Genomic DNA, 23,153 nt, shown 5'->3' on the forward strand with positions numbered 1-23,153 from the left:
GCTGTCCGCCTCCGTCGCAACAACACACCAGATGCTGAAATCACTGGGGCTGCGGGCCGAAGTCAAGAATTGCGGCCAATTGCTGTCAGGGGCTTACGCCTGACCGGACCGCCTGGATCTCCAACAGGGAGGAGAAGGACCATGACGAGACTTAAGACCTTTCAGGAACTCTTCAAAAGGGACCGCAGACCCGGCGATCTGGTTTTCGCGGTTCTTTTCCTCGGGTTCTGCCTTTTTCTGCTGGCCAACCTGCGCAGTCAGGCGCAGTGGCTGGACAACACGGCAACCGTCGCACAACCCGCTTTCTGGCCCACCGTGGCCGTGATCGGGATGAGCTTTTTCGCAGGTCTGCACCTGATCGGATCCATGGTGTCGCCGCGCATTCCCGGGCGTCTCAAGGAGGGCATCTTCTGGCTGCGCTCGGCCGAATACGCGGTCTATTTCCTGATCTATGTCTGGAGCGTTCCGATTGTCGGCTACCTGCTGTCGACCATCCTCTTCTCGCTCTTCCTGACGATCCGGCTTGGCTATCGAAGCCACACGGCGATCATCATGTCGGTGCTGTTTGGTCTTTCGGTCGTGCTGGTCTTCCGCACCGGGTTGCAGGTGAGAATCCCGCCCGGGCAGATCTATCAGTACCTGCCCGACAGCATCCGCACTTTTGCAATGGTTTATCTGTGAGGGCCTGAACAATGGAAGCACTACTTGGTGGAATTCAAATCCTGATGTCCTGGCAGGTGCTGGTGGCCCTGCTGATCGGATCGGTGGGGGGCGTGATCATCGGCGCGATCCCCGGGGTTGGGGCCGCGGTGGCCATTGCCATCCTTCTTCCCGCAACCTTTGCCTTTGAACCGATTGTCGGGCTGACCGTCCTTCTGGGGATTTACGGCAGCGCGATGTATGGCGGATCGATCCCGGCGATCCTTCTCAATACGCCCGGTACGCCCGTCAACGCGCTGACTACGTATGACGGCTACCCCATGACCAAGCGGGGGCAGGCGCATCGGGCACTGTCCCTTGCCTATTCGGCCAGTTTCTTTGGCGGCGTGTTCGCAATCATCTGTCTGATCCTGTTCGCTCCGGTGCTGGCCTGGGTTGCGCCCAACTTCGGCAGCCGCGAGATCTTCCTGGCGGCGCTTCTGGGCATCATCCTGGTGATCCTCGCGCATCGCGGTCAGATCATGGCGGCGGGTATGATGGCGTTTCTGGGGATATTCCTGAGCACGATCGGGCTGGAACCGGCCCGCTACACGCATCGTTTCACCTTCGGGCAAGGCTGGCTGACCAGCGGCATCAACCTGATCGTGATCGTGCTTGGCCTGTTTGCGATTTCCCAGGCACTGTTGTTGCTGCTGGACAAGGAACGCAAACCGGAATCCGCCCGTGTCGAGGGCAGCCTGTGGGGGGGCTTTGTCGAGCTTCTGGGGCTGAAGCGCGTTGCGGGTGTTGCCTCCAGCCTTGGGGTGATGATGGGGACCATTCCCGGCGTGGGTGAATTTACCGCGCAGTTCCTGAGCTACACCTACGCCCAGAAAACCTCGAAAACCCCCGAAGCCTTCGGTGACGGGTCGCCCGAGGGGCTCGTCGCTTCGGAATGCGCCAATAACGCGGTTCCCGCCGCTGCCATGATCCCGCTTTTGGCGCTTGGTGTCCCAGGGGAGGCCCTGACGGCGATGATGCTGTCGGTGTTCTACGTGCACAACGTCATTCCGGGGCCGCAGCTCTTTCAGAACGAGATGGACTTCGTCATGGCGCTCTACATGGCGATGCTGCTGCTGAACGTGATCGTGATTGTCTTCCTGCTGTCATCGACCAACCTGCTGCTGAAGATCACGCAGATCCCGACGCGGTTCCTTGGGATGATGATCCTCGTTCTCAGCTTCGTGGGGGTCTATTCCCTGCGCAACTCTGCCGTGGATTGTGCCTTGGCCGCCGGGTTCGGTGTCTTCGGGTTGATCCTGAAACGGCTGAACCTGCCGATTGTTCCGATCGTCTTGGGTGTCGTTCTGGGCGCGATCATGGAAGTGAAACTGCGCAGCGCGATTGCCCGGATCAACGAGCCGCTGGACTGGTTCAACCGGCCGATCTCGGTCGTGCTGATCCTGCTGATTCTGTTCGTGGTGGGCAACCATTACCGGGCCGTCCTGCTGGAACACCGGCAGCGGGTTCAGCGCGCGGCAGACGGCGACCTGAAGGACCGGGAAGGGGAGGCGCCGGTCGCTCCCGAAGGGTTCTGAGTGCATAGATGAGTATGTATGCAAATGAAACGGTTAACATATAAAATAAAATATGCTACGCCTGTCCTACGAACAGAAAGTGGATGGCAAAACTCGCAAAACCTGCACGCCACACCACCGGCAGAGAGGAAACCATGATGAAAAAACTACTGACAGCACTTGCGCTCGGAACGAGCATGCTGGGAACCGTAGCAATCGCGGATTACCCCGAACGGCCCGTCGAGTTTGTCGTTCCGTTCCCGCCCGGCGATCTGGAAGACCTGCTGACGCGGATCATCGCCGACGAGTTCCAGGCGACCTACGGCGTTCCCGCGGCGGTCATCAACCGCCCCGGCGGCGGCGGCGGGCCCTTCCCCGGCGCGATCTCGGTGGCCAACGCCCCGGCGGACGGCTACACGATCGGGTCTTTCGTGATCGGCGTGCCCGTTGTCGGACCGACCATCGGCATCCCCGATCTCACCCCCGATCCGTTTGAGCCGATCGGGATCTTCCTGACTTATCCGTTCGTCGTCGCGGCCAGTGCCAACGCGCCCTATTCCACCATGGAAGAACTGGCCGAGTACGCACAGGATAACGACGTTCTCTTCGGGCATTTCGGAGAGCGCAGCATTCCGCGTCGCCATATGATTGCGATGTCACGGCACCTTGGGTTCGAATTCTCCTCCGAAGCCGGCTTCGATGCGCTGGACTGCAATACGCTTGCATCTGGCGACGCGGATGTCATCTCAACCACGGCACAGCTGATCTTCCCATGCATCGACGATTTGAACATTCTTGCCACGGCAACGAATGACCGGATCTCGATCATGCCGGACGTGCCGACCATGGGCGAACTGGCCCCGGAACTCGACCTGTCGACCTGGAACGGGTTGTTCGTTCACCGCGACACCCCGGCCGAGATCCGCGACATGATCGAAGCGGTCGCCATCAGCGCGATGAGCTCTGATGCGGCACTGGAACTGGCGGAAAACACCGGGGCGCTCATCTACTGGATGCCGGCGGAAGAGGCTGCGGCCCAGATCCAAAGCGACATCCAGACGCTTGCCGTTATCGACGCGCTGGTCGAGGGCAACTAAGATCCTTGCCACCGGGTGCTCTGCCCGGTGGCATTTTTCCCGTCATGAGCCGGACCAATGACGACACAGCGAAACATTCTCTGGATCATGTGCGACCAGCTGAGGTTTGATTACCTCAGCTGTTATGGTCATGACCGGCTGCACACACCCAGTATCGACCGTCTCGCCGCACGCGGCGTGCGGTTCAACAATGCCTATGTGCAGGCGACCGTCTGCGGACCGTCCCGCATGTCGGCCTATACCGGGCGTTACATGCGGTCACATGGGTCAACTCAAAACGCCGTTCCGCTCAGGGTAGGGGAGCCGACGCTTGGCGATCACCTGGCTGAGACCGGAACCCGCTGCGTCCTGATCGGCAAAACCCATATGCGGCCCGATCTGGAGGGGATGAAGCGGCTCGGGATTGACCCGGCATCCGAGATCGGGGCGCGGGTGGCCGAAGGCGGGTTTGAGGCGTTCGACCGCGATGACGGGGTTCACCCAACGGGCTATCGCAAGAAGGAACCCGCCTATAACGCCTATCTGCGCCATGCCGGGTTCCAGGCGGAAAACCCGTGGGAATTCTGGGCGAACTCGGCTGAAGGGGCGGACGGCACCAACCAGAGCGGCTGGCTGCTGACCCATGCGGATAAACCTGCGCGTGTTCCTGAAGAGCATTCGGAAACCGCCTATATGACCAACCGCGCCATGGCCTTCATGGAGGCAGCAGAAGCGGACGGGCGACCGTGGTGCGCGCACCTGTCCTATATCAAGCCTCACTGGCCCTATATCGTTCCGGCGCCCTACCATGACATGTACGGCCCCGAGGATGTGAAGCCTGCCGTGCGAAGCGAGGCAGAGCTGGAAAACGCCCATCCCCTGTTCAAGGCCATCACCGAAGAGGTCTATTCGCGCAATTTCTCCCGCGACGAGGTGCGTGAAAAGGTGATCCCGGCCTATATGGGGCTGATCAAACAGATCGACGATCAGCTTGGCCAGCTTTTTGCCTTCATGGACGAACGCGGGCTGACGGACAACACCATGATCGTGTTCACCTCGGATCACGGGGACTATCTGGGCGATCACTGGATGGGCGAAAAATACATGTTCTACCAGCAGGCGGCGAAGGTGCCCCTGATCGTCGTGGATCCTTCAAGTGAGGCGGATGCGACGCGCGGAACGGTGTCGGATGCATTGGTCGAGATGATCGACCTGGCGCCAACCTTCGTGGAGTATACCGGTGGAACCCCTGCCATGCATATCCTTGAAGGACGGTCCCTGATGCCGCTGCTGCGCGACAGCACTGCGGACTGGACGCGAACCCATGTCTTTTCAGAGCTCGACTACTCCAACCTGCCAGCCCGGCTAAAACTGGGGCGCGACGTGCAGGAGTGCTGCGCGACCATGGTGTTTGACGGTCGGTTCAAGATGATCGAGGTGCAGGGAATGCGGCCAATCCTGTTCGATCTGGGGACCGATCCCGATGAGCTGACCGATCTGGGCGACGATCCTGCGCAGGAAGACGTGCGTATGCGGCTGCAATCCGCGCTGGACCAGTGGCACCGTGACACCCGTCAGCGCATCACCAAAAGCGACGCGGCCTACAGGGCCATGGATCCGGTTCTGCGGGAAAGCGACCCCGATCTCTTGGCGGGGGTCATCATCGGCTATTGGGACGAGGAAGAGGTTGAGGCCGAGCGGCGGAAGATCGCGCGGATTCTGTCGCAAGGCAATGACTGACGCACGCCCTTCGGCCGCCACGGTCCATGTTTCCTGCCGACGGTTCAACTTCCATCTTGCTGACCCGGTCTGAAAGCCTCCCTTCCTGATTACCTGGCTGGGAGGAGGGGGGTGGGTCTCTTTTCTGGTCCGACTGGAACATCCTGCATCAATTGGGTTTTCCCGACTTGATTGACTTCATACATTTTATATATAAAATTATGCAAACGCATGGGATTTGATTCTACAGGGATGCCAATGTCGATTGTTCACGCCGAAGTTGCCGCTGTTTCGTCCGAGACACCTGCCATCAAACGGATTCTGCTGACACCGCAGGGGGATGGTTTTGGTGACTGGCAGGCCGGGGCGCATCTGCGGGTGCAGCTGACCGGTGGCGGCAGCCGCGCCTATTCGCTGCTGCGCCTGCCCGATCTGGCCCCTGATCAAGTGGCACTGGGCGTGCTTCTGGAACAGAAAAGCACCGGTGGGTCGAAGTTCATGCATGCGCTGAAACCCGGCGACATGATCAAGGTCTCGCCGCCCGCCAACCAGTTCGCGCTTGGTGATCACGCCGGACATGCGGTGCTGATCGCGGGCGGCATCGGGATCACCCCGATCCTGTCCATGGCCGCGGATCTGGCTGCGGCGGGACGGCCCTTCGAAGTGCATTTCGCCGGCAGGACAGAGGGCGCGCTGGCTTTCGTCCCCGAGATGACTGCCATCTGCAAGGATGCCCTGCATCTGCATTATGACGACCAACCCAGTGCCATGGATATCAGGGCCATTCTGGAAGGCGCGCCTGACGGGTCTCACGTCTATTTCTGCGGGCCCGCTGGCATGACAGAGGCCGTGAAAACCCGCGCCTCAGCCCTGGGATGGGATGACGCTCGCATTCACTACGAGCTGTTCACCACCGATGCGGACGCAAGCGAGAACACCGCCTTCGACGTCGAGATCAGCGACACCGGCCAGATCATCCACGTGCCCGCCGACAAAAGCATTATCGAGGCGCTGGAAGAGGCCGGGCTCGACCCGCTCTACGACTGCCAGCGCGGGGATTGCGGGATTTGCCAGTGCGATGTGATCGACGGCATTCCCGACCACCGCGATGTCATCCTGACCGATGCCGAGAAGGCCTCGAATACCGTCATGCAGATCTGCGTGTCGCGGTCCAAGACCCCCAAACTCGTCCTCGACCTTTAACCAACAGCCAAAGGATACCAGCATGGAACGATACCGTGGAAACCCGAGAGCCGTTGAAAACCTGGTCAAAGGGCACGCCGTGCACCGTGATGTCTATGTCGACCGCGAGATCTTCGATCTGGAGATGGAGCAGCTGTTTCCAAACTCCTGGGTCTATGTCGGGCATGAAAGCCAACTGAAAGACCCTGGCGACTACATCACCAGCAAGATCGGCCATCAGCCCATTCTGGTGTCGCGGCATAAGAACGGCACGATCCACGTGCTGCACAACCGCTGCCCCCACAAGGGCGTCAAGATCGCGTCCGAGCCCTGCGGCAACACCGGCAAGTTCTTCCGCTGCCCCTATCACGCCTGGAGTTTCAAGACCGACGGATCACTTTTGGCCATCCCGCTGAAGAAGGGATACGAAGGCACCGGGTTCGACACTGACAAGGCGTCGAAGGGGCTGCCCCGGGTCGAAAACGTGCAGATCTACCGGGGCTTCATCTTTGCCCGCCTGTCGGACACCGGGCTGAGCTTCGAGGAGTATTTCGGAGACTCCCTCTCGACAATCGACAACATGGTGGATCGGTCGCCCATGGGCGAGGTCGAGATCATCGCCGCGCCGATCCGCTACATGCATAGCTGCAACTGGAAGATGCTGGTCGACAACCAGACCGACACCTGCCACCCAATGGTGGCCCATGAAAGCAGCGCGGGCACCGCCGTCAGCGTATGGGAACGCGAAAAGCACCGCTTCACCGAAACGCCAATGGCAGTGCAGCTTTATGCGCCCTTCATGAGCCCCTACGAGTTCTACGAAGGTGCGGGCATCCGCGTCTGGCCGAACGGGCACGGGCATTCCGGTGTGTCCGGGTCGATCCATCAGGATTATGACGATGTCGAAGGCTATCTAGAGATGATGGTCGAGGCTTACGGCGAAACCCGCGCCCGTGAGATCCTGGGCGATATTCGCCACAACACGCTCTACTTCCCGAACGTGATGGTGAAGGGACCAGTGGGTATCCTGCGCAACTTCATCCCCATAGCGGTCGACAAGACCCTGGTGGAAAGCTGGGCCTTCCGGCTGGTGGGGGCGCCCGACAAAATCTACGAACGCGCGCTGATGTATAACCGCTTCATCAACGCGCCCACTTCCATCGTCGGGCATGACGATCTGGAAATGTACGAACGCGCGCAGGAGGGCCTGCTGTCGGACGCCAATGAGTGGATCAACCTGCGCAGGCTCTACGAGGAGGGGGAGCCTGAGGATGTGACCGAGGTCGTCAACGGCACGTCCGAACGGCAGATGCGCAACACCTTCTATGCGTGGCGGAAATTCATGGTCCAGGGCATGGATCAGAAAGCGGAGGTCGGCGCATGACCCCCGAGAGGTTGATTGATTTCGTCTATGACGAGGCCGCCACGCTGGACGAGATGCGGTGGGAGGACTGGCTGGCGCTGTTCCATGAGGACGGGCGCTACTGGATGCCACTGGAATGGCAGCAGCAGGACCCGGTTTTGCAACCATCGCTCATGTATGAAGACCAGCTTTTGCTGACGGTCCGGGTGGAACGGCTGTCGGGCGAACGCACCTTCAGCCAGAAACCGAAAAGCCGCTGTCATCACCTGATGCAGCGCCCGCGTGTGCTGTCGCTTGGGCAGGAGGATGGCATCTATAGGCTGCGCACCTCATTCATCTACACCGAGACCCGTGGCGACCATCTGGAGCGCTACTCGGGTTGGGTCAGTCATGAACTGGTAGAAGTCGAGGGAACGCTCAAGATCATGCTCAAGCGTGTTGACCTGATCAATTTCGACGCGCCCTTCGGCAATCTTCAGCTGTTCATTTGAGGGGCCTGTCAGAATGAGCACCGTATGTGGCCGCTTCGCTGAAACCGCGAACCGGCGCGGGGACGCGCCTTTCCTGCATGTGCTGGAAGAAACCGCAGCGATCTATGGTATTCCGGCGGGCGACATTTCCTATGCAGAGATGGCCCGGCGTGTTGCCGACTGGGAAGACCGCCTTTCCGCTGCCGGGGTCGGGCATGGGCACCGGGTGGGGCTGCTTTTGCAGAACCGGCCCGTGTTCATCGAAATCTGGCTCGCCCTGAACAGCCTTGGTGCATCGGTTGTTCCGATCAATCCCGATCTGCGGCTGGCGGAACTGGAATACCTGGCAGAACATTCCGAAATGGTGCTGGCCATCGTCCTGCCGGACCGGGTGGCGGAAATGTCGGATGCGGTGACCAATGCGGGGTCGCCTGCGCGGGTGATCACACCCGATGACGCCATTCCCAAGGCCCCCGCCCCGGCAGCGGATACCGAAGAGCTGGGGTCCGGGACCGAATGCGCCCTGCTTTACACATCGGGCACGACGGGACGGCCAAAGGGCTGCATCCTGACCAATGAATACTTCCTGCATTCGGGTGACTGGTACGCCGAGACCGGCGGCCATATCAGCCTGCGCCGCGATACGGAGCGTATGCTGACCCCTCTGCCGCTTTTCCACATGAACGCCATGGCGGTCTCTGTCATGGCGATGATCACCACAGGCGGCTGCCTGACGCTGCTGGACCGGTTTCACCCGCGCAGCTGGTGGGACTCGGTGCGCAAGTCGCGGGCGACGGTCGTGCATTACCTCGGGGTCATGCCGCCGATGCTGATGGGGGCGGCGCCATCGCAAGCCGATCGGGACCACACTGTCCGGTTCGGCTTTGGCGCCGGGGTCGATCCCAAGCTTCATGCCGAGTTCGAAGCCCGCTACGGTTTTCCGCTGATCGAGGCATGGGCCTGCACCGAGACCGGCAGCGGCGGCGTCATCAGCGCTCATGAGGAACCGCGCAAGGTGGGCACGTCCTGTTTCGGGCGACCCTGTGCCGATGTCGAGGTTCGGGTCGTGGACGATGCCGGGCAGGATGCCGTCACCGGAATGCCCGGAGAGCTGCTGGTTCGTCGGGCGGGGGACAACCCTCGGTATGGGTTTTGCGCTGGCTACCTGAAGAACCCGGAAGCCACCGCTGAGCTGTGGAAAGGCGGCTGGCTGAACACCGGTGATGTTGTCTTTCAGGACCAAGACGGTTCGCTGCATTTCGTGGATCGCAAGAAGAACGTCATCCGCCGGTCAGGTGAAAACATCGCCGCCGTGGAGGTTGAAAGCATCCTCAACCGGCATGAAGATATCCGCATTTCCGCAGCGGCCGCCCATCCCGATGAGCTGCGCGGAGACGAGGTTGCGGTCTTCCTGATCCTCGAAAGCGGCGGCGGCAGCCCTCAGAAAGCGCATGAGATTGCCACCTGGGCGCTGGACCAGATGGCCTATTACAAGGTGCCGGGCTGGATCGCCTTCGTGGAAGACCTGCCCCTGACGGCCACCCAGAAAATCCTGCGTGGAAAGCTGAAAGGTCTCTTGGAAGAGACCATCGCACAGGGCGGTTTCATCGACACCCGCCACCTGAAGAAGCGGCAGCGCTGATGGGGCTGCAATCCCCATATGAGGGCGTTGCGATCTGTGCGCCGACGACCGTGCCATATGTCAGGTTCTCGCCCGAATCCGCCCATTGGTGGGCGGGCGCAGCCCTGCAATCCTTGGCACAAACGACGGGCCTTGGACCTGCCGACATCGACGGTTTCTGCTTCGCCAGCTTCTCCGCCGCGCCCGATACGGTCGTGGGCATGGTCCAGCATCTGGGCCTCAGCCCGCGCTGGATGGACCACATCCCGACGGGCGGCGCCAGCGGGGTTATGGCGCTCAGGCGCGCGGCGCGGGCCGTGCAATGCGGCGACGCCGAGGTGGTGGCCTGCGTGGCGGCCGACACCAACCAGATCGACAGCTATCGTCAGACGCTGGCCGGGTTTTCACGGTTCTCTCAGGACGCAACCTATCCCTACGGGTTCGGCGGCCCGAACGCGACCTTTGCGCTGATCACCGGCAATTTCATGCGCCAGTTCGGCGTGACCCGCGAAACCTTCGGCAAGCTCTGCGTGGCGCAGCGGCAGAATGCCCTGTCCAACCCGCTGGCGCTGATGAAAACGCCCCTGACGCTGGACCAATACATGAGCGCCCGGCCCATTTCAGACCCGGTGCATCTGTTCGATTGCGTGATGCCCTGCGCAGGGGCTGAGGCGTTTCTGGTCACGACCCCCGAGAAGGCCGAAGAGCTGGGGCTGTCATCGGCGCGGGTCCTCGCCACCATCGAACGCCACAATGCGTTTACCGAGGACAGTGTGCAATTTCGCGGCGGGTGGGAACGTGATCGCGAGGCACTTTGGCAGCGCGCGGGCTGCGTGCCTGAGGATATGCATTGTGTTCAGGTCTATGACGATTACCCGGTGATCGTCGCCATGCAGCTTGCCGATCTCGGGTTCTGTGAGAAACCGGACTTGACGGATTTCATCGCCGCCAATGACTTCACCATACCGGGCTCCCTGCCGCTCAACACCAATGGCGGGCAGCTTTCTGCCGGGCAGGCCGGGGCCGCTGGCGGGTTTCAGAACCTGACCGAGGGGCTGCGGCAGATCCTGCGATGCCCGCTTGGCGACCAGGTGCCCGAGGCTGCCCGCGCCCTGGTGTCCGGTTTCGGGCTGGTGAATTACGACCGCGGCGTCTGCACCGGGGCTGCGGTGCTGGAAAGGCAGGCCCTGAGATGACCGAGCCGCTTCCCATCCCCAAACGCAAGGACCCGCTGAAGCGCAGCAGGTTCGGCCTTGTGCCGCCCGGTCTGCGCAGCCGTGCAGCGAGCGAGATGGCGACATTTGCCGCGCAGGGGCGTTTCGTTCTGCAAAGCTGTGACCGGTGCCGGTCCATCACCTACCCGCCGCGCGACCGCTGCCCTTCATGCTGGGGAACGCTGACCTGGGCTGATCAGGATAGAGGCGCGCGCATTGAGGCCGTCACCACGATCCGCCACTCCACCGACAATTTCTTTCGCAACCACATGCCCTGGCGGATCGGAACCGCTCGCCTGGACGCGGGACCGGTCGCCATCGTGCATCTTCATGGCGAGGTGCAACAGGGCGACCGGGTTCGCATGACGCTCCGGCTTGATCGGGGCGGCAACCCCGCCCTGTTCGCCGTGCCGCAAAAGGAGACACCGAACATGCAGGACGATCCCCAGCTACGCTGTTTCACGGCTGATCCGAAGCACCGTCGGGTTCTGGTCACGGACGGGCGAACCGCCATCGGGCAGGCGATTGCGCGTGCGCTTCTCAAGGCCGGGGCGCAGACTGTGTTTCTGGGCGATGCCGACCCTCTGATGCGCTATCCCGGCAAGGCGGAGATCGAGGCACAGGAGGGCATCGAGCCGGTCTCCCTGAACCTGACCGACAGCGGCAGCGTTCAGGAGCTTGCCGCACAACTTGGCGGACGCGTGGATATCGTGGTCAACACCGCCGGGTTCGTGCGCCCGGGCGGCGTGGCCTTCGGGGCCAAGCTTTCGGATCTGCAGGCCACGTTTGATCTCGGTGCCGTCGGGCTTGCCCGACTTGCGCAGGGTTTCGCCCCGGCCATGAGCGCGCGTTCCGATGACGGGGTGAATTCAGCCGCCGCCTTCCTGGATATCGTGCCGGTGTCAGGCCTCAGCGGGCAATCCGGCTATGCCGGGGCCGCCGCCAGCGCTGCCGCACGGCTTTCGCTGATGTCCGGATTGCGAGGCGAGATGCAGCAGTCCGGCATTCGTGTGCTGTCGGTCCTGACCGGCCCCGTCGATGACGACTGGCACCAGGACCTGCCGCAACCGAAAGTCGCGCCGGGGCAACTGGCACGGGCGGTGGTTCACGCCCTGACCGAGGGACAGGGCATCACCTGCGCCGGGGATGTTGCGAAAGATCTCTTTGCCCGCTGGCAGGCCAACCCGCTTCTGACCATGAGGGAGGAAAACCGATGACCCGCTCACCCCTGACCTTGCTGGCCGAGGCGCTGGCTGACCGCACCGTCGAATGCATCGACCTGACCAACACGCTCAGCCCCGATTTTCCGGTCATTGTGCTGCCCGCCGAGTTCGGCCAATGCGCCCCGTTCCGGATGGAGAAGGTGTCTCGCTACGACGACAATGGCCCCGCCTGGTACTGGAACAATATCTCGATGAACGAACATACCGGCACCCATTTCGACGCCCCGGCGCATTGGGTGACGGGGAAAGACCTGCCCTCTAACACCGTCGATGCGGTTCCCGCGCAGGATTTCGTGGCCCCTGCCGTGGTGATCGACATCTCGAACGAGGCCGCAGCGGATGCGGATTTCGTGCTGACCCGCGCTTTCCTTGAAGACTGGGAGGCGCAGCACGGAGAAATCCCGAAGCGCCATTGGATCGCGCTGCGCACCGACTGGTACAAGCGCGTCGGCACGCCAGACTATTTGAACCTGAAAGAGGATGGCGCTCATTCGCCCGGCCCTGACGGCAGAGCGATGGAGTTTCTGGTGCATGAGCGGGACTGCGTCGGTCTGGCGGTGGAAACCGTGGGCACCGATGCGGGTCAAGCCTTTCACTTCAACCCGCCGCTTCCGGCGCATTCGATCCTGCATGGCAACGGGCGCTACGGGCTGCAATGCCTGACGAACCTGGACAAACTGCCGACCTTCGGCGCGATGATCATCGCCTGTCCGCTGAAGATCGAGGGCGGGTCGGGCAGCCCGCTAAGGGTCATTGCACTGGTAGAAAGGACACCGGCATGAGCAAGCGCACGACATTGATCACCGGCGGCAATTCCGGCATCGGCGCAGCTATCGGACGGGCGTTGCTGGCCAAGGGAGAGGCTGTCGTATCGCTTGGGCTGGAGATGCCCGACGACAGGCATGATGACCTGTTCGGCTACACCGCCGACCTGACCGACGCGGCGGAAACAGCGGAGGTGGCGGCCCGGATCTGCGCGGCCCACCAGATCGACGCCATTGTGCATAACGCCGGCCTGATCCTGCCCAATCTGCTGGAAGATGCCGACCCGGCCGACGTGCTCAAGCTGGCGCAACTGCATCTGGCCGCCCCCATGGCCCTGACTCAGGCGGCGCTGCCGGGAATGGTCGAACGCGGTAGCGGGCGGGTTGTCTTCGTCAGTTCGCGGTCCTTGCAGGGCATGCCCACCCGGTCCGCCTATTCCGCGACCAAGGCGGGGATAAACGGGCTGGCCCGCACCTGGGCGCTGGAGCTTGCGCCCAAGGGCATCACCGTCAACGTCATCGCCCCCGGCCCTGTGCTGACCGAGAATTTCTGGGCCATCGTGCCCAAGGATGGAGAGCAGCAGAAGAAAATCGCGAACGGCATCCCCGTGCGCCGGATCGGCACCGCAGAGGATATTGCGAACGCGGCCCTGTTCTTTCTGGATGACCGGTCAGGCTTCGTCACCGGGCAGGTGCTCTTCGTCTGTGGAGGAACCAGCCTCGCAGGCCAGATCAGCTAGGGTCAGGTCTTGTCGCCAGTGAATGACGGTTGCTGCGAGCGCGATGGCCGAGTGGAAGACCGTCGCAAGGGGATCGTATCTGGACGCCAAACGCCGCCCGTCATTGAACCTGCCAAACATGATCTCGATCATTGCCCGGCAGGGCATTGTACAATGATCTGCTCTGCTCTGCTCTGAGCCTGCGGCCATGGGTTGGCCCTGTTGCAGCTTTTCCGGGGGTGGTCCCCTTGTCTTCAAGGGCTTCAAGCCGCCAGTCTGCATCCTACACATGGTCCGCCCGAGGTGTTCGGCGGGAGGCAGGCCGTCCGGCAATTCCGACGCGCCGAAACAGTCACGCCGCTGGCCAGCCGTCACATACAGACGCGTGGCCGCTTCCGAGGCGCGTCAATCCGGTCCACAGGCACGGCAGAGCAAAGCGGTTGCGACCTCATGCAATCCGCTGGCCGCCGACCCAGGTTCCGCGAATGGCGCCGCTGGTGCCAAAACGGTGAACCCGAACCACGTCGGCACGTGCGCCGAGTTCCAATCGTCCCCGATCGGCCAGTCCCGTGGCTTCAGCGGGCGTCCGGGTAACCGTCGCGATCCCCCGCGCGAGGTCACCCCAGATTTCACCAAGGATCAGGGCACCGCTCAGCAGCGACGAGGGAACATAATCCGAGGACAGGATTGTCAGCAGGTTGTCATTGGCAAGGTCACGTGCGGCGACGTTGCCGGAATGAGACCCGCCCCGGATCAGGTTCGGTGCCCCCATCATGACGGCGATCCCGTGCTTGGCACAGGTGCGCGCGGCCACGGTCGTGGTCGGGAATTCGGCAATCGTGGCGCCATGGGCGGCAGACTCTGCGACGTGATCCGCCGTTGTGTCATCATGGCTGGCCAATGTGGCGCCCAGATGCTGTGCGGCGGCGACAGCGGCCTGTTCATGAGCGCCGCGCACCCGGTTGCCCAAAGCCGTCTGGATGTCGACATGGGCCAGGAATTCTTCCTCGGTCAGCCCGTATTTGCCGCGCATGTAACGCCGCAGCTGCGCAAGATCGGCAAACTGGCGCTGTCCGGGTGTGTGATCCATCAGGCTTACGATTCCGACGCTGTCTTCCGGCCCGAATTTTTCCAGCTCGGCCGTCAGGGTTTCCGAACAGACCTCGGCCCGCAAGTGGATCAGATGGTTCACACGCAGAACGCCCGCCTTGCGCGCCGCAAGGATCTCGTCGGCCATCTGGCGCGCATATTCCCGCGCGCCCCGATCGCGCGAAACCAGGGACCCGACGCGGAGCGCATCGAAAACCGTCGTGATGCCGACGCTTGCAAGCTCGGCGTCATGGGCGATGATGGCAGGGGTATGGGGCCAGTCGACTCCGGGACGCGGCTGGATATGCCGTTCCAGATTGTCGGTGTGCAGTTCGATCAGGCCGGGGATGACCAGATCGCCCTCGCAATCAATGGCTCCGGCTGGAATCGCGGCGCTGTCGTCTATCCTGCTGATCACACCGTTCTCGAAATGGATCGCACCGTGTTGGGTGCGCTCGGGCAACACGAGCGTTGCATTGGCTAGGATCGTCGTCATGGTCATGCTGCGTCCTGTGGGGTAAGTAATGGCCTGTCGGCCCGCAAATACCGTGGGGATGTCACGAAACCGTGACGCAAACCGCGCGGTGTCGCGCGGTGGAACGCCAGTCTCTTCCTGTCGCCCCGTGGCCCGGTCCGCAGGCCGTGGCGACACGGAAAACGATCCGGTTGAGCGCCATCCGGTTCAACCGGGTCGCGGTCTATGGGCACTCCGGGCGCGGCATGTTCCATCGGCTCGCTCATGGCCCATCGGGCCGAAGCGCCGCGCGCAGCCGTGCGACCCCGTCGTCGATCGTCGTGTCGTTGACAATCTCGATCACCGGCAGCCGCGCCGGAATGGCCTCGACATCCCGCGCCATCCGCGCTTCGATCTGCCCGAGGGTTTCGCGGCCACGCCCTTTCAGCCGCTCGGCCAGGATCTGTGCGGGGGCGGAAATATGTATCACCGCGAGATCCGGAAACACGCTGGCCGCATGGGAAAGCGCGGCACGGGATCCATTGAACAGAACATCCCGCCCCGTATCCAGAAACGCCAGTTCACGGCGCGGGATGCCATAGGCCAGGCCATGGGCATGCCACGTCAGGGCAAAGTCGCCCCGTGCCTCTCGTCGCGCGAATTCCGCATCGGTGATGCCCTCGAAGGGCTCGCCCCCCGCGCTTTCGGGGCGGGTGATCGCGCGCCGGACCCAGTAGGGCCCCGCCGCACCGCAAACCCCGGCAAGCAGCGTATCCTTGCCTGCGCCCGATGGGCCGACCACGGCAAACAAACGTCCGGTCATAGGCCCTCCGAAAAGCCGGTGACATCGACAAGCCGGTCGCACACCTGGTTGCGCGCGTCCTCGTCATGGAAAATTCCCAGGATCGCCGACCCCCGAGACTTGGCCTCGCGGATCAGGTCCAGCACGACGGCCCGGTTTCCGGCGTCGAGACTGGCGGTCGGTTCATCAAGCAGCATCGCCGGCCAGTCGTGAATGAACCCGCGCGCGATGTTCACCCGCTGCTGCTCGCCCCCCGAAAACGTCGTCGGCGACAGGGTCCACAGCCGTTCCGGGATGTTGAGACGGGTCAGAACCGTCTCGGCCCGCGCGCGCGCCGCATCCGGCGCCACCCCGAGCCGCATGAGCGGTTCGGCAACCACCTCGATGGTCGGCACCCGCGGCACCACGCGCAGGAACTGGCTGACATAGCCCAGGGTCCCGCGCCTGAGCGCGATGATCTCGCGCGGTTCTGCCCCTGCGACTTCGGTTTCGCCGACCCTGATCGACCCGCCATCGGTGCGGTAATTGCCCCAGATCATCCGCATGAGCGTCGACTTGCCCGACCCCGAAGCTCCGATCAGCCCCACGCATTCGCCCGCAGCGACGCGCAAAGCCGCGCCTGCCATCACCGGCAACACGGCGCTGCCCTGATTGTGGAGCGTAAAGCTCTTTGACACATTCGCGACCGCAATCATCCTGGATCCTTCATCCTGCTCTCAAGCCTCATGCCCCGCGGGCCATCGGCACCAATGTCAAACCTGTAGAACCGAACTGACCAGCAACTGGGTATAGGCATGTTGCGGGTCGTCCAGCACCTGATCGGTCAGGCCCTGTTCCACAACGCGCCCGTCCTTCATCACCATCAGCCGGTCTGCCAGCAGCCGCACGACCGCAAGGTCATGGGTGACGATCACGGCGCTCAACCCCATCTGCCGCACCAACCCGCGCAACAGGTCCAGAAGCCGAGCCTGTACGCTGACATCGAGACCGCCGGTCGGTTCATCCATGAACACCAGGCGCGGGCCGGTCACGAGGTTCCGGGCGATCTGAAGGCGTTGCTGCATGCCCCCGGAAAACTGACGCGGCCGGTCGTCGATCCGGTCGGACGAGATCTCGACCCTGCCAAGCCAGTCGACTGCCTGTTCGCGGATCGACCCATAGTGTCGCGCCCCGACCGCCATCAGCCGCTCTCCGACATTGCCACCGGCACTGACGCCCATGCGCAATCCGTCACGGGGGTTCTGGTGCACGAAGGCCCAGTCCGTGCGCGCCAGCATGCGGCGCTCGGGTTCGTTCATCGCCAACACGTCGCGGGGGCCGTCAGAACGGGTGTCGAAGATGACGCGGCCGCTGTCCGGGGCCAGATGCCCCGCCATGCAGCTCAGAAGCGTCGATTTGCCCGAGCCGGATTCTCCGACGATGCCCATCACCTCGCCGGGCCAGAGGTCGAAGGACACATCGGCACATCCGATCCGCCCGCCATAGGTCTTGGTGATGTCGGAAACCTGCAAAAGCGGATGTTCGGTCATGCCGCGTCCCCTTGTGTCGACAGCCGTCCGCCATGGCCCTCGGCCTGGCGGCTGGCGCAATGGTCGGTGTCCGAACAGACGAACATGCGCCCGCCCCGATCGTCGGTGATCACCTCGTCGAGATAGCTGCCCTCATCTCCGCACAGATCGCATGGGTGCGGGGCCTTCGTCGCTTCGAACGGGTAGTCCTCGAAATCGAGGCTGACGACCTTTGTAAAGGGCGGGATCGCGTAGATCCGTTGTTCGCGTCCGGCCCCGAAAAGCTGAAGCGCGGGGGTTCCGGACAGTTTCGGATTGTCGAATTTCGGGATCGGCGAGGGATCCATGACATAGCGCCCCTCGACCTTGACCGGATAGGCGTAGCTGGTGGCGATGGCGCCGTTGCGGGCGATGTCTTCGTAGAGTTTTACATGCATCAGGCCATAATCCTCGAGCGCATGCATCCGCCGGGTTTCCGTCTCGCGCGGCTCCAGAAAGCGCAGCGGTTCGGGGATGGGAACCTGATAGACCAGGATCTGGCCCGCGATCAGCGGACGTTCGGGAATCCGGTGGCGGGTCTGGATCAGCGTTGCGGCGCCCGTATGCTCGGTTACCGCAACAGCGGCAGTGCGCTGGAAGAACTTGCGGATGCTGACGGCGTTGGTGGTGTCATCGGCCCCCTGGTCGATGACCTTGAGCCTGTCATCGGGCGTCAGACAGGCAGCCGTGACCTGCACGCCGCCTGTGCCCCAACCGTAGGGCATCGGCATTTCGCGACTGGCGAAAGGCACCTGGTAGCCGGGCACCGCGACCCCCTTGAGGATCGCGCGGCGGATCATCCGCTTGGTCTGCTCGTCGAGATAGGCGAAATTGTAGTCGCTCATGCCGCGTCTCCGGGTTGCTGATCGGCCCGTGCAGGCCCCTTCGCGATGACGGACCGCAGGGATGTGAAGACAGGTCCGGTCATTCCGCCGCCTCCGTCATGCCCGCCCGCAGACGCCGCACCAGTTCCAGCTCGGACTGGAAATCGACGTAGTGGGGCAGCTTGATATGCTCGAGGAATCCGGTCGCCTGAATATTGTCCGCATGCATCAGGACAAATTCCTGGTCCTGAACCGGTGCGCCGGTGTCATCTTCACCCAGTTCCTTCCAGCGCAGCGCCCGATCCACCAAGGACATCGAGATCGCCTTGCGTTCGGTTTGCCCGAACACAAGCCCATAACCGCGGGTGAATTGCGGCGGCTGGGTTTTGGAACCGGTGAACTGGTTCACGGTCTCGCATTCCGTGACGGTGATCTCGCCGATCTCGATGGCGACCCCCAGTTCGGAGATGTCCATCTCGACCGCGACCTCGCCAATGCGCAATTCCCCGACGAAGGGATGGGTGCGCCCAAAGCCACGCTGGCTGGAATAGGCCAGCGACAGGATGAACCCCTCGTCCCCTCGTGTCAGGGCCTGAAGGCGCAAGGCCCGGTCGGCGGGCAGTTCCATCGGTTCGCGTGTCAGGTCACCCGGCGTGGCGTCCGAGGCGGGTTCCTCCTCGATCAGCCCCTCGCGGTCCAGAAAGCCGGTGACGCGCGGCACGTCGCCCAGAGGGGAGGCTTGCGGCGCGGGCGGTGCATCCCCTTCGGCCGCCAGAGCAAAGTCGATCAGACGGTGGGTGTAGTCAAAGGTCGGCCCCAGGATCTGCCCGCCCGGCAAGTCCTTGTAGGTCGCCGAAATCCGCCGCGTCGTGGCCATCTTGCCGGTGTCGACGGGGGTGGAATACCCAAGACGGGGCAGGGTGGTGCGATAGGCACGGATCAGAAAGATCGCCTCGATCAGGTCACCGCGCGCTTGCTTGATCGCCAGCGCCGCAAGATCAGGATCATAGAGCGAGCCCTCGGTCATGACCCGGTTCACGGCCAGCGCCATTTGCTCGCGGATCTGTGCAACTGACAGGTCCGGGACCGCCGGATCGCCGCGACGTTCCTCGGCCAGGAAGGCATGTGCGTTGTCGATGGCCCGTTCGCCACCCTTGACGGCGACATACATTACACATCCTCCACGATGGTGCTGCGCGGCAGGCCTGCCAGCCGATCGCCGCACGCCAGCAGCGTATCGAACCCAAGGGGAAACAACGCGCGATTGACCTTGAAGGCCTGAAGCTCGGGCAGGGACAGGCGCGCAGTCGTTTCGATCCCGGGACCGCGCAGCACCGCTCCGTCGCTGTCCAGCCGGTCCATCTCGACGATCAGGGTCGCGGCGCGGTCGGGATATTCCGGGGTGCCGATGGCGAAGCGCGCCACCGGCAACAACGCATCCCAGCTCCCAAAGGCAAACATCGCATGCTCTGCCTCAACAAGGGGTGCGCCGGTGTGGAAGGTGATCCAGTCGCGCACGGACTGACACGCATGAGGCCCCGCAAGATGGACGGGTGTGGTGCCATCGAGCAGCACCAGCGCCGCCGTACCAGCGGCGGCAGACAGCGGCGCGGGGGGCCGCACGCCTGCAACCGCAACGATTTCGCCGGGCTGCGACAGCGCGCGAAGGATGGCGCGGAATCCGCAGGCGGATTGCACCGGGGCATCGGCGAAACCGCCGGTCATGGCGTCAGGCGTCATCAATCCTCTCCACGAACCATGGTGAAAAACTCGACCTTCGTGGCCGCCGCCTTCGACGCGCGCGCTGTGCGTTGCGCGCTTTCAGCCTCGGCCAGCGGGGCCAGCACCCGGGCGGTCACCTCGCCGATCGCCTCGGTTTGCAGCAGGGCATCCAGCACCGCCGCCCGGCGCGCATGATCCTTGTTGCGTCCCTGAACATAGGCATGCCCGTCCTTGCCGCAGGGAAGGCGCACCGAGCAGCGCGTCAGGGTCATTTCTCCCAGATTGAACGGTGCGCCGGTGCCGCCTTGCCGCCCGCGCACCATGACCGCACCGGTTTCGGGGCCGCGCAGCACGGCATGTTCCGAGATATGGGGATACAGTGCCGCAAGCCGGTCGGCAGGGGCCCGGGCGAGCAACCCCATGGACTGCGCTCGGTCGAAGGTCTGTGGATTGGACATCTTGCTTATTTGTCTACATTACTATACAACTCGACATATCTTAGCAGGCCATATCCAATCCTTCACGTGAAGTTTCTATGACACGCACGGAACACGCCCTTTGGCGTCAGATCGCCGAAACGATCACCCGGGACATCGAAGAGCGTCTTGGTCCGGGCGACAAGCTGCCGACGGAAGCCGAGCTTGCAGCGCGTTTCGGGGTGAACCGGCACACGGTCCGCCGCGCTCTGGCCAGTTTGACCCAGTCGGGACTGATCCATACCCGCCGCGGCGCGGGCGCCTTCGTCACCGCGCGTCCGACCGAATATCCGCTGTCCCGAAGGATGCGGTTTCATCGGGCGGTGTCCGCAACCGGACGGGTTCCCGGCCGGCGCATCCTGGGCACCCTGTCGGCACCAGCCAGCGATACCGAGGCAAAAGCGCTGCAAATCGGCGTCGGGGCCGGCGTGTTGCGGGTCGAAGGATTGACCCTGTCGGATGGCGTGACGATCGGGCATTTCCGGTCCTCCTTTCCCGGCGACCGCCTTGCGGGCATGTCCGACGCCCTGGCCAGGGGGCTGGGGATCACCGATGCCCTGGCGGCCAGCGGGATCGACGACTATCTGCGCGCCTGGACCCGCCTGTCCGCCCGCTCTGCGGATTCGATCCTGGCCGGGCACCTGTCGCTGCGGCCCGGCGATCCGGTGATGCGGGCCGAGGCGCTCAACACCACTCCCGAAGGAACGCCGGTCGAATACGCGGAGGGGCATTTTGCCGGGGAAAGAGTCACTTTGACCGTAACACCCGACTGATCGTCACCAAACTGTCATGGGAACGCGGGATAGAGGGGCAGTTTCTCGGAGCCCATCATGCCCCTGCTTCCCCCTCTCCGCCTGACAGGTGCGCGCATTCTGCGCGATGGCGGTCTTTGCGACGATGCTCTGACGCTGGCCGATGGCATCATCCAGGATTGTCCCGCGCGCGAGCTTGACCTGTCGGGATACCTCGTCCTGCCCGGCATCGTCGATTTGCATGGGGACGGGTTTGAACGGCATCTTTCCCCGCGTCCCGCCGCGCCCTTTGACAAGACCCGTGCCTTGCGTTCGGTCGCGGCGGAACTGGCGGCGAATGGTGTCACCACCGCCTGGTTGGCGCAAAGCTGGAGCTGGGAAGGCGGATTTCGCAGTGCAGACGCGACCGAGGCCCTGCTTGCCGCGCTGGACCATGCCCGACCCGGATTGTTGCCGGATATCCGCGTGCAGATCCGGCTGGAAACCCATGTCCCGGACGAGCACGCGCGCCTGTTGCGGGCGATTGCGCGCCATGGGGTCGACTACGTGGTGTTCAACAACCACCTGCCCGAGGCGCAGCAGATGGCGCAGCACCACCCGCAGCGATTCGCGCAATGGGCTGCACAGCAGGGGCGCAGCCCACGGGAACTGCTGACCATTATCGAGAGGGCCGGGCAGATGGATGACCGGGTGCCGCAGGCCCTGTCTTCCCTGGCCATGACAATGGCCGCGCAGGGCGTTGCAATGGGGTCGCATGACGATGGTGATGCCATGACACGCGGGCGGTTCCGATCCATCGGGGCCCCGATCTGCGAGTTTCCGACCACCGCCGAGGCGGCGCGCGACGCCATCGCGGCGGGTGAGCCGGTGCTGATGGGAGCCCCCAACGTGGTGCGCGGCGGCAGCCAGTCCGGCAATATTGCGGCTGAGGGGCTGATCGCAGACGGGCTCTGCACGGCGCTTGTGTCGGACTACTATTATCCGGCCTTGCCACAGGCGGCGTTCGCACTGGCCGATCGGGGCACGCTGCCCCTGGTGCAGGCCTGGGACCTGCTGTCGGGGGCTCCGGCCCGGGCGATGGGATTGTCTGACCGGGGCGGGCTGGAACCGGGGCAGCGTGCCGATCTCATCGTCGTCGCTCCCGACACATATGCCATCGAGGCCACGATCACCGGTGGACGGCTGGCCCATGCCCATGGCGCGGCAGCGCGCCGGTTGATGGGCGGTGCTGCGATGGCGGCGCAGTAACCGCGATCACCCTCCGGCGCGGTGCTGAAGGGCACGCGCTTGCGCGGGGCTTTTCTACCCGCCGTAGATCTCCAGGAACGCCTCTGCGGGCAGGGCGCGAAAATCATCGAGCGCCGCGCGCAGGCGGTCGTGAGACCAGTCCCACCAGGCCAGTGCCAGCAACCGCTCGATCACCGCTTCGGCGAACCGTGCCCGGACCGGCCGCGCCGGAACCCCGGCGACGATCATGAAGGGCGGCACGTCGCGGGTGACCACCGCACCCGCTGCGGCAATGGCCCCGATGCCCAGTGTCACCTCGGGCATGATGATCGCGCCATGGCCGATCCAGCAGTCATGTCCCAGACTGCAACGGCGCGAGGCGCGATGGTCGAAAAAGGCCGCGTCATTCGTCGCGTCGTCCCAGTAGTCCGCCGACCGATACAGGAAATGATGCTGCGCGGCATTGGCCATCGGGTGATCCGTGGGGCCGATCCGCGTAAGGGCGGCAATATTGGCGAACTTGCCGACGGTGCAATTGGCGATATCCGCATAGCGGTCGCAATAGGCGTAGTCGCCGAATTCCGAGTTCAGGATACGGCTGCCGCGCCCGACCTCGCAAAAGGCTCCGAAGCTGCTGTTGGAAATCTCGCAATCCGGGTGGATATGCGGATCGTTGGCGGTAAGCTTGGTCAT

Annotated in this window: 24 protein-coding genes; 14 read left to right on the forward strand and 10 right to left on the reverse strand. The window is 63.4% G+C overall.

Annotation, left to right across the window (positions count from 1 at the left end; genetic code table 11):
- The first annotated feature begins 141 nt into the window (after positions 1 to 141).
- The 12 genes from RBB16_RS13160 to RBB16_RS13215 all read left to right on the forward strand — a co-directional run bounded on the left by RBB16_RS13160 (position 142) and on the right by RBB16_RS13215 (position 13,588).
- The gene (locus RBB16_RS13160) at positions 142 to 681 is read left to right on the forward strand and encodes a tripartite tricarboxylate transporter TctB family protein (protein WP_306046608.1); all 540 of its coding nucleotides are present in this window, start codon (positions 142 to 144) and stop codon (positions 679 to 681) included.
- An 11-nt stretch (positions 682 to 692) separates the two neighbouring features.
- Positions 693 to 2,237, forward strand: coding sequence for a tripartite tricarboxylate transporter permease (locus RBB16_RS13165; RefSeq protein ID WP_306046609.1), 1,545 nt, complete (start codon positions 693 to 695; stop codon positions 2,235 to 2,237).
- A 137-nt stretch (positions 2,238 to 2,374) separates the two neighbouring features.
- A complete protein-coding gene (locus RBB16_RS13170; protein WP_071692023.1) occupies positions 2,375 to 3,313 on the forward strand; it encodes a tripartite tricarboxylate transporter substrate binding protein in 939 nt (312 codons plus the stop codon).
- 57 nt (positions 3,314 to 3,370) lie between these two features.
- Entirely contained in the window at positions 3,371 to 5,032 is a 1,662-nt protein-coding gene (locus tag RBB16_RS13175; protein ID WP_306046610.1) for a sulfatase-like hydrolase/transferase, read from the forward strand.
- A 237-nt stretch (positions 5,033 to 5,269) separates the two neighbouring features.
- The gene (locus RBB16_RS13180) at positions 5,270 to 6,214 is read left to right on the forward strand and encodes a PDR/VanB family oxidoreductase (protein WP_306046611.1); all 945 of its coding nucleotides are present in this window, start codon (positions 5,270 to 5,272) and stop codon (positions 6,212 to 6,214) included.
- Between the two features lie 22 nt (positions 6,215 to 6,236).
- Positions 6,237 to 7,577 carry a Rieske 2Fe-2S domain-containing protein gene (locus RBB16_RS13185; protein ID WP_306046612.1) on the forward strand — a complete coding sequence of 447 codons (1,341 nt, stop codon included), beginning with the start codon at positions 6,237 to 6,239 and terminating at the stop codon, positions 7,575 to 7,577.
- Entirely contained in the window at positions 7,574 to 8,047 is a 474-nt protein-coding gene (locus RBB16_RS13190) for an aromatic-ring-hydroxylating dioxygenase subunit beta (RefSeq protein WP_306046613.1), read from the forward strand. The genes RBB16_RS13185 and RBB16_RS13190 overlap by 4 nt, the downstream gene beginning before the upstream one ends.
- 13 nt (positions 8,048 to 8,060) lie before the next feature.
- On the forward strand, positions 8,061 to 9,668 hold the full coding sequence (locus tag RBB16_RS13195) for an AMP-binding protein (protein ID WP_306046614.1): 1,608 nt from the start codon (positions 8,061 to 8,063) through the stop codon (positions 9,666 to 9,668).
- Positions 9,668 to 10,843 carry a thiolase family protein gene (locus RBB16_RS13200; protein ID WP_306046615.1) on the forward strand — a complete coding sequence of 392 codons (1,176 nt, stop codon included), beginning with the start codon at positions 9,668 to 9,670 and terminating at the stop codon, positions 10,841 to 10,843. Before RBB16_RS13195 ends, RBB16_RS13200 begins: the two co-directional genes overlap by 1 nt.
- Positions 10,840 to 12,078, forward strand: a complete 1,239-nt coding sequence (locus RBB16_RS13205; protein ID WP_306046616.1) for an SDR family NAD(P)-dependent oxidoreductase — start codon at positions 10,840 to 10,842, stop codon at positions 12,076 to 12,078. The genes RBB16_RS13200 and RBB16_RS13205 overlap by 4 nt, the downstream gene beginning before the upstream one ends.
- Positions 12,075 to 12,866 (forward strand): cyclase family protein, encoded by a 792-nt coding sequence (locus tag RBB16_RS13210; RefSeq protein ID WP_306046617.1) that lies wholly within the window; start codon positions 12,075 to 12,077, stop codon positions 12,864 to 12,866. The genes RBB16_RS13205 and RBB16_RS13210 overlap by 4 nt, the downstream gene beginning before the upstream one ends.
- On the forward strand, positions 12,863 to 13,588 hold the full coding sequence (locus tag RBB16_RS13215) for an SDR family NAD(P)-dependent oxidoreductase (RefSeq protein WP_306046618.1): 726 nt from the start codon (positions 12,863 to 12,865) through the stop codon (positions 13,586 to 13,588). Before RBB16_RS13210 ends, RBB16_RS13215 begins: the two co-directional genes overlap by 4 nt.
- Here RBB16_RS13215 and RBB16_RS20700 read toward each other — a convergent pair.
- From RBB16_RS20700 to phnG, 9 genes are all read right to left on the reverse strand, one after another.
- Positions 13,520 to 13,858 (reverse strand): transposase, encoded by a 339-nt coding sequence (locus RBB16_RS20700; RefSeq protein ID WP_371931249.1) that lies wholly within the window; start codon positions 13,856 to 13,858, stop codon positions 13,520 to 13,522. The two genes, RBB16_RS13215 and RBB16_RS20700, sit on opposite strands and share 69 nt — an antisense overlap.
- Before the next feature lie 157 nt (positions 13,859 to 14,015).
- Entirely contained in the window at positions 14,016 to 15,158 is a 1,143-nt protein-coding gene (locus tag RBB16_RS13225) for an alpha-D-ribose 1-methylphosphonate 5-triphosphate diphosphatase (RefSeq protein WP_371931248.1), read from the reverse strand.
- 235 nt (positions 15,159 to 15,393) lie between these two features.
- Positions 15,394 to 15,933 (reverse strand): phosphonate metabolism protein/1,5-bisphosphokinase (PRPP-forming) PhnN, encoded by a 540-nt coding sequence (gene phnN, locus RBB16_RS13230; RefSeq protein WP_306046619.1) that lies wholly within the window; start codon positions 15,931 to 15,933, stop codon positions 15,394 to 15,396.
- Positions 15,930 to 16,607 carry a phosphonate C-P lyase system protein PhnL gene (phnL, locus tag RBB16_RS13235; protein ID WP_306046620.1) on the reverse strand — a complete coding sequence of 226 codons (678 nt, stop codon included), beginning with the start codon at positions 16,605 to 16,607 and terminating at the stop codon, positions 15,930 to 15,932. Before phnL ends, phnN begins: the two co-directional genes overlap by 4 nt.
- Positions 16,608 to 16,664: 57 nt before the next feature.
- Entirely contained in the window at positions 16,665 to 17,441 is a 777-nt protein-coding gene (phnK, locus tag RBB16_RS13240; protein ID WP_306046621.1) for a phosphonate C-P lyase system protein PhnK, read from the reverse strand.
- On the reverse strand, positions 17,438 to 18,304 hold the full coding sequence (locus RBB16_RS13245) for an alpha-D-ribose 1-methylphosphonate 5-phosphate C-P-lyase PhnJ (RefSeq protein WP_306046622.1): 867 nt from the start codon (positions 18,302 to 18,304) through the stop codon (positions 17,438 to 17,440). The genes phnK and RBB16_RS13245 overlap by 4 nt, the downstream gene beginning before the upstream one ends.
- Positions 18,305 to 18,383: 79 nt before the next feature.
- The gene (locus tag RBB16_RS13250; RefSeq protein WP_306046623.1) at positions 18,384 to 19,454 is read right to left on the reverse strand and encodes a carbon-phosphorus lyase complex subunit PhnI; all 1,071 of its coding nucleotides are present in this window, start codon (positions 19,452 to 19,454) and stop codon (positions 18,384 to 18,386) included.
- Entirely contained in the window at positions 19,454 to 20,023 is a 570-nt protein-coding gene (gene phnH / locus RBB16_RS13255) for a phosphonate C-P lyase system protein PhnH (protein WP_306046624.1), read from the reverse strand. The genes RBB16_RS13250 and phnH overlap by 1 nt, the downstream gene beginning before the upstream one ends.
- Positions 20,023 to 20,463, reverse strand: a complete 441-nt coding sequence (gene phnG / locus RBB16_RS13260; protein ID WP_306046625.1) for a phosphonate C-P lyase system protein PhnG — start codon at positions 20,461 to 20,463, stop codon at positions 20,023 to 20,025. The genes phnH and phnG overlap by 1 nt, the downstream gene beginning before the upstream one ends.
- Before the next feature lie 77 nt (positions 20,464 to 20,540).
- Here phnG and phnF point away from each other — a divergent pair, with 77 nt between their 5' ends.
- A complete protein-coding gene (gene phnF, locus RBB16_RS13265) occupies positions 20,541 to 21,254 on the forward strand; it encodes a phosphonate metabolism transcriptional regulator PhnF (RefSeq protein WP_306046626.1) in 714 nt (237 codons plus the stop codon).
- Positions 21,255 to 21,311: 57 nt separating this feature from the next.
- Positions 21,312 to 22,481, forward strand: a complete 1,170-nt coding sequence (locus RBB16_RS13270) for an alpha-D-ribose 1-methylphosphonate 5-triphosphate diphosphatase (protein ID WP_306046627.1) — start codon at positions 21,312 to 21,314, stop codon at positions 22,479 to 22,481.
- Between the two features lie 54 nt (positions 22,482 to 22,535).
- Here RBB16_RS13270 and RBB16_RS13275 read toward each other — a convergent pair whose 3' ends face one another.
- Positions 22,536 to 23,153 carry a chloramphenicol acetyltransferase gene (locus RBB16_RS13275; protein ID WP_306046628.1) on the reverse strand — a complete coding sequence of 206 codons (618 nt, stop codon included), beginning with the start codon at positions 23,151 to 23,153 and terminating at the stop codon, positions 22,536 to 22,538.

The organism is Nioella sp. MMSF_3534, assembly GCF_030732985.1.
Taxonomy (GTDB): Bacteria; Pseudomonadota; Alphaproteobacteria; order Rhodobacterales; family Rhodobacteraceae; genus Nioella.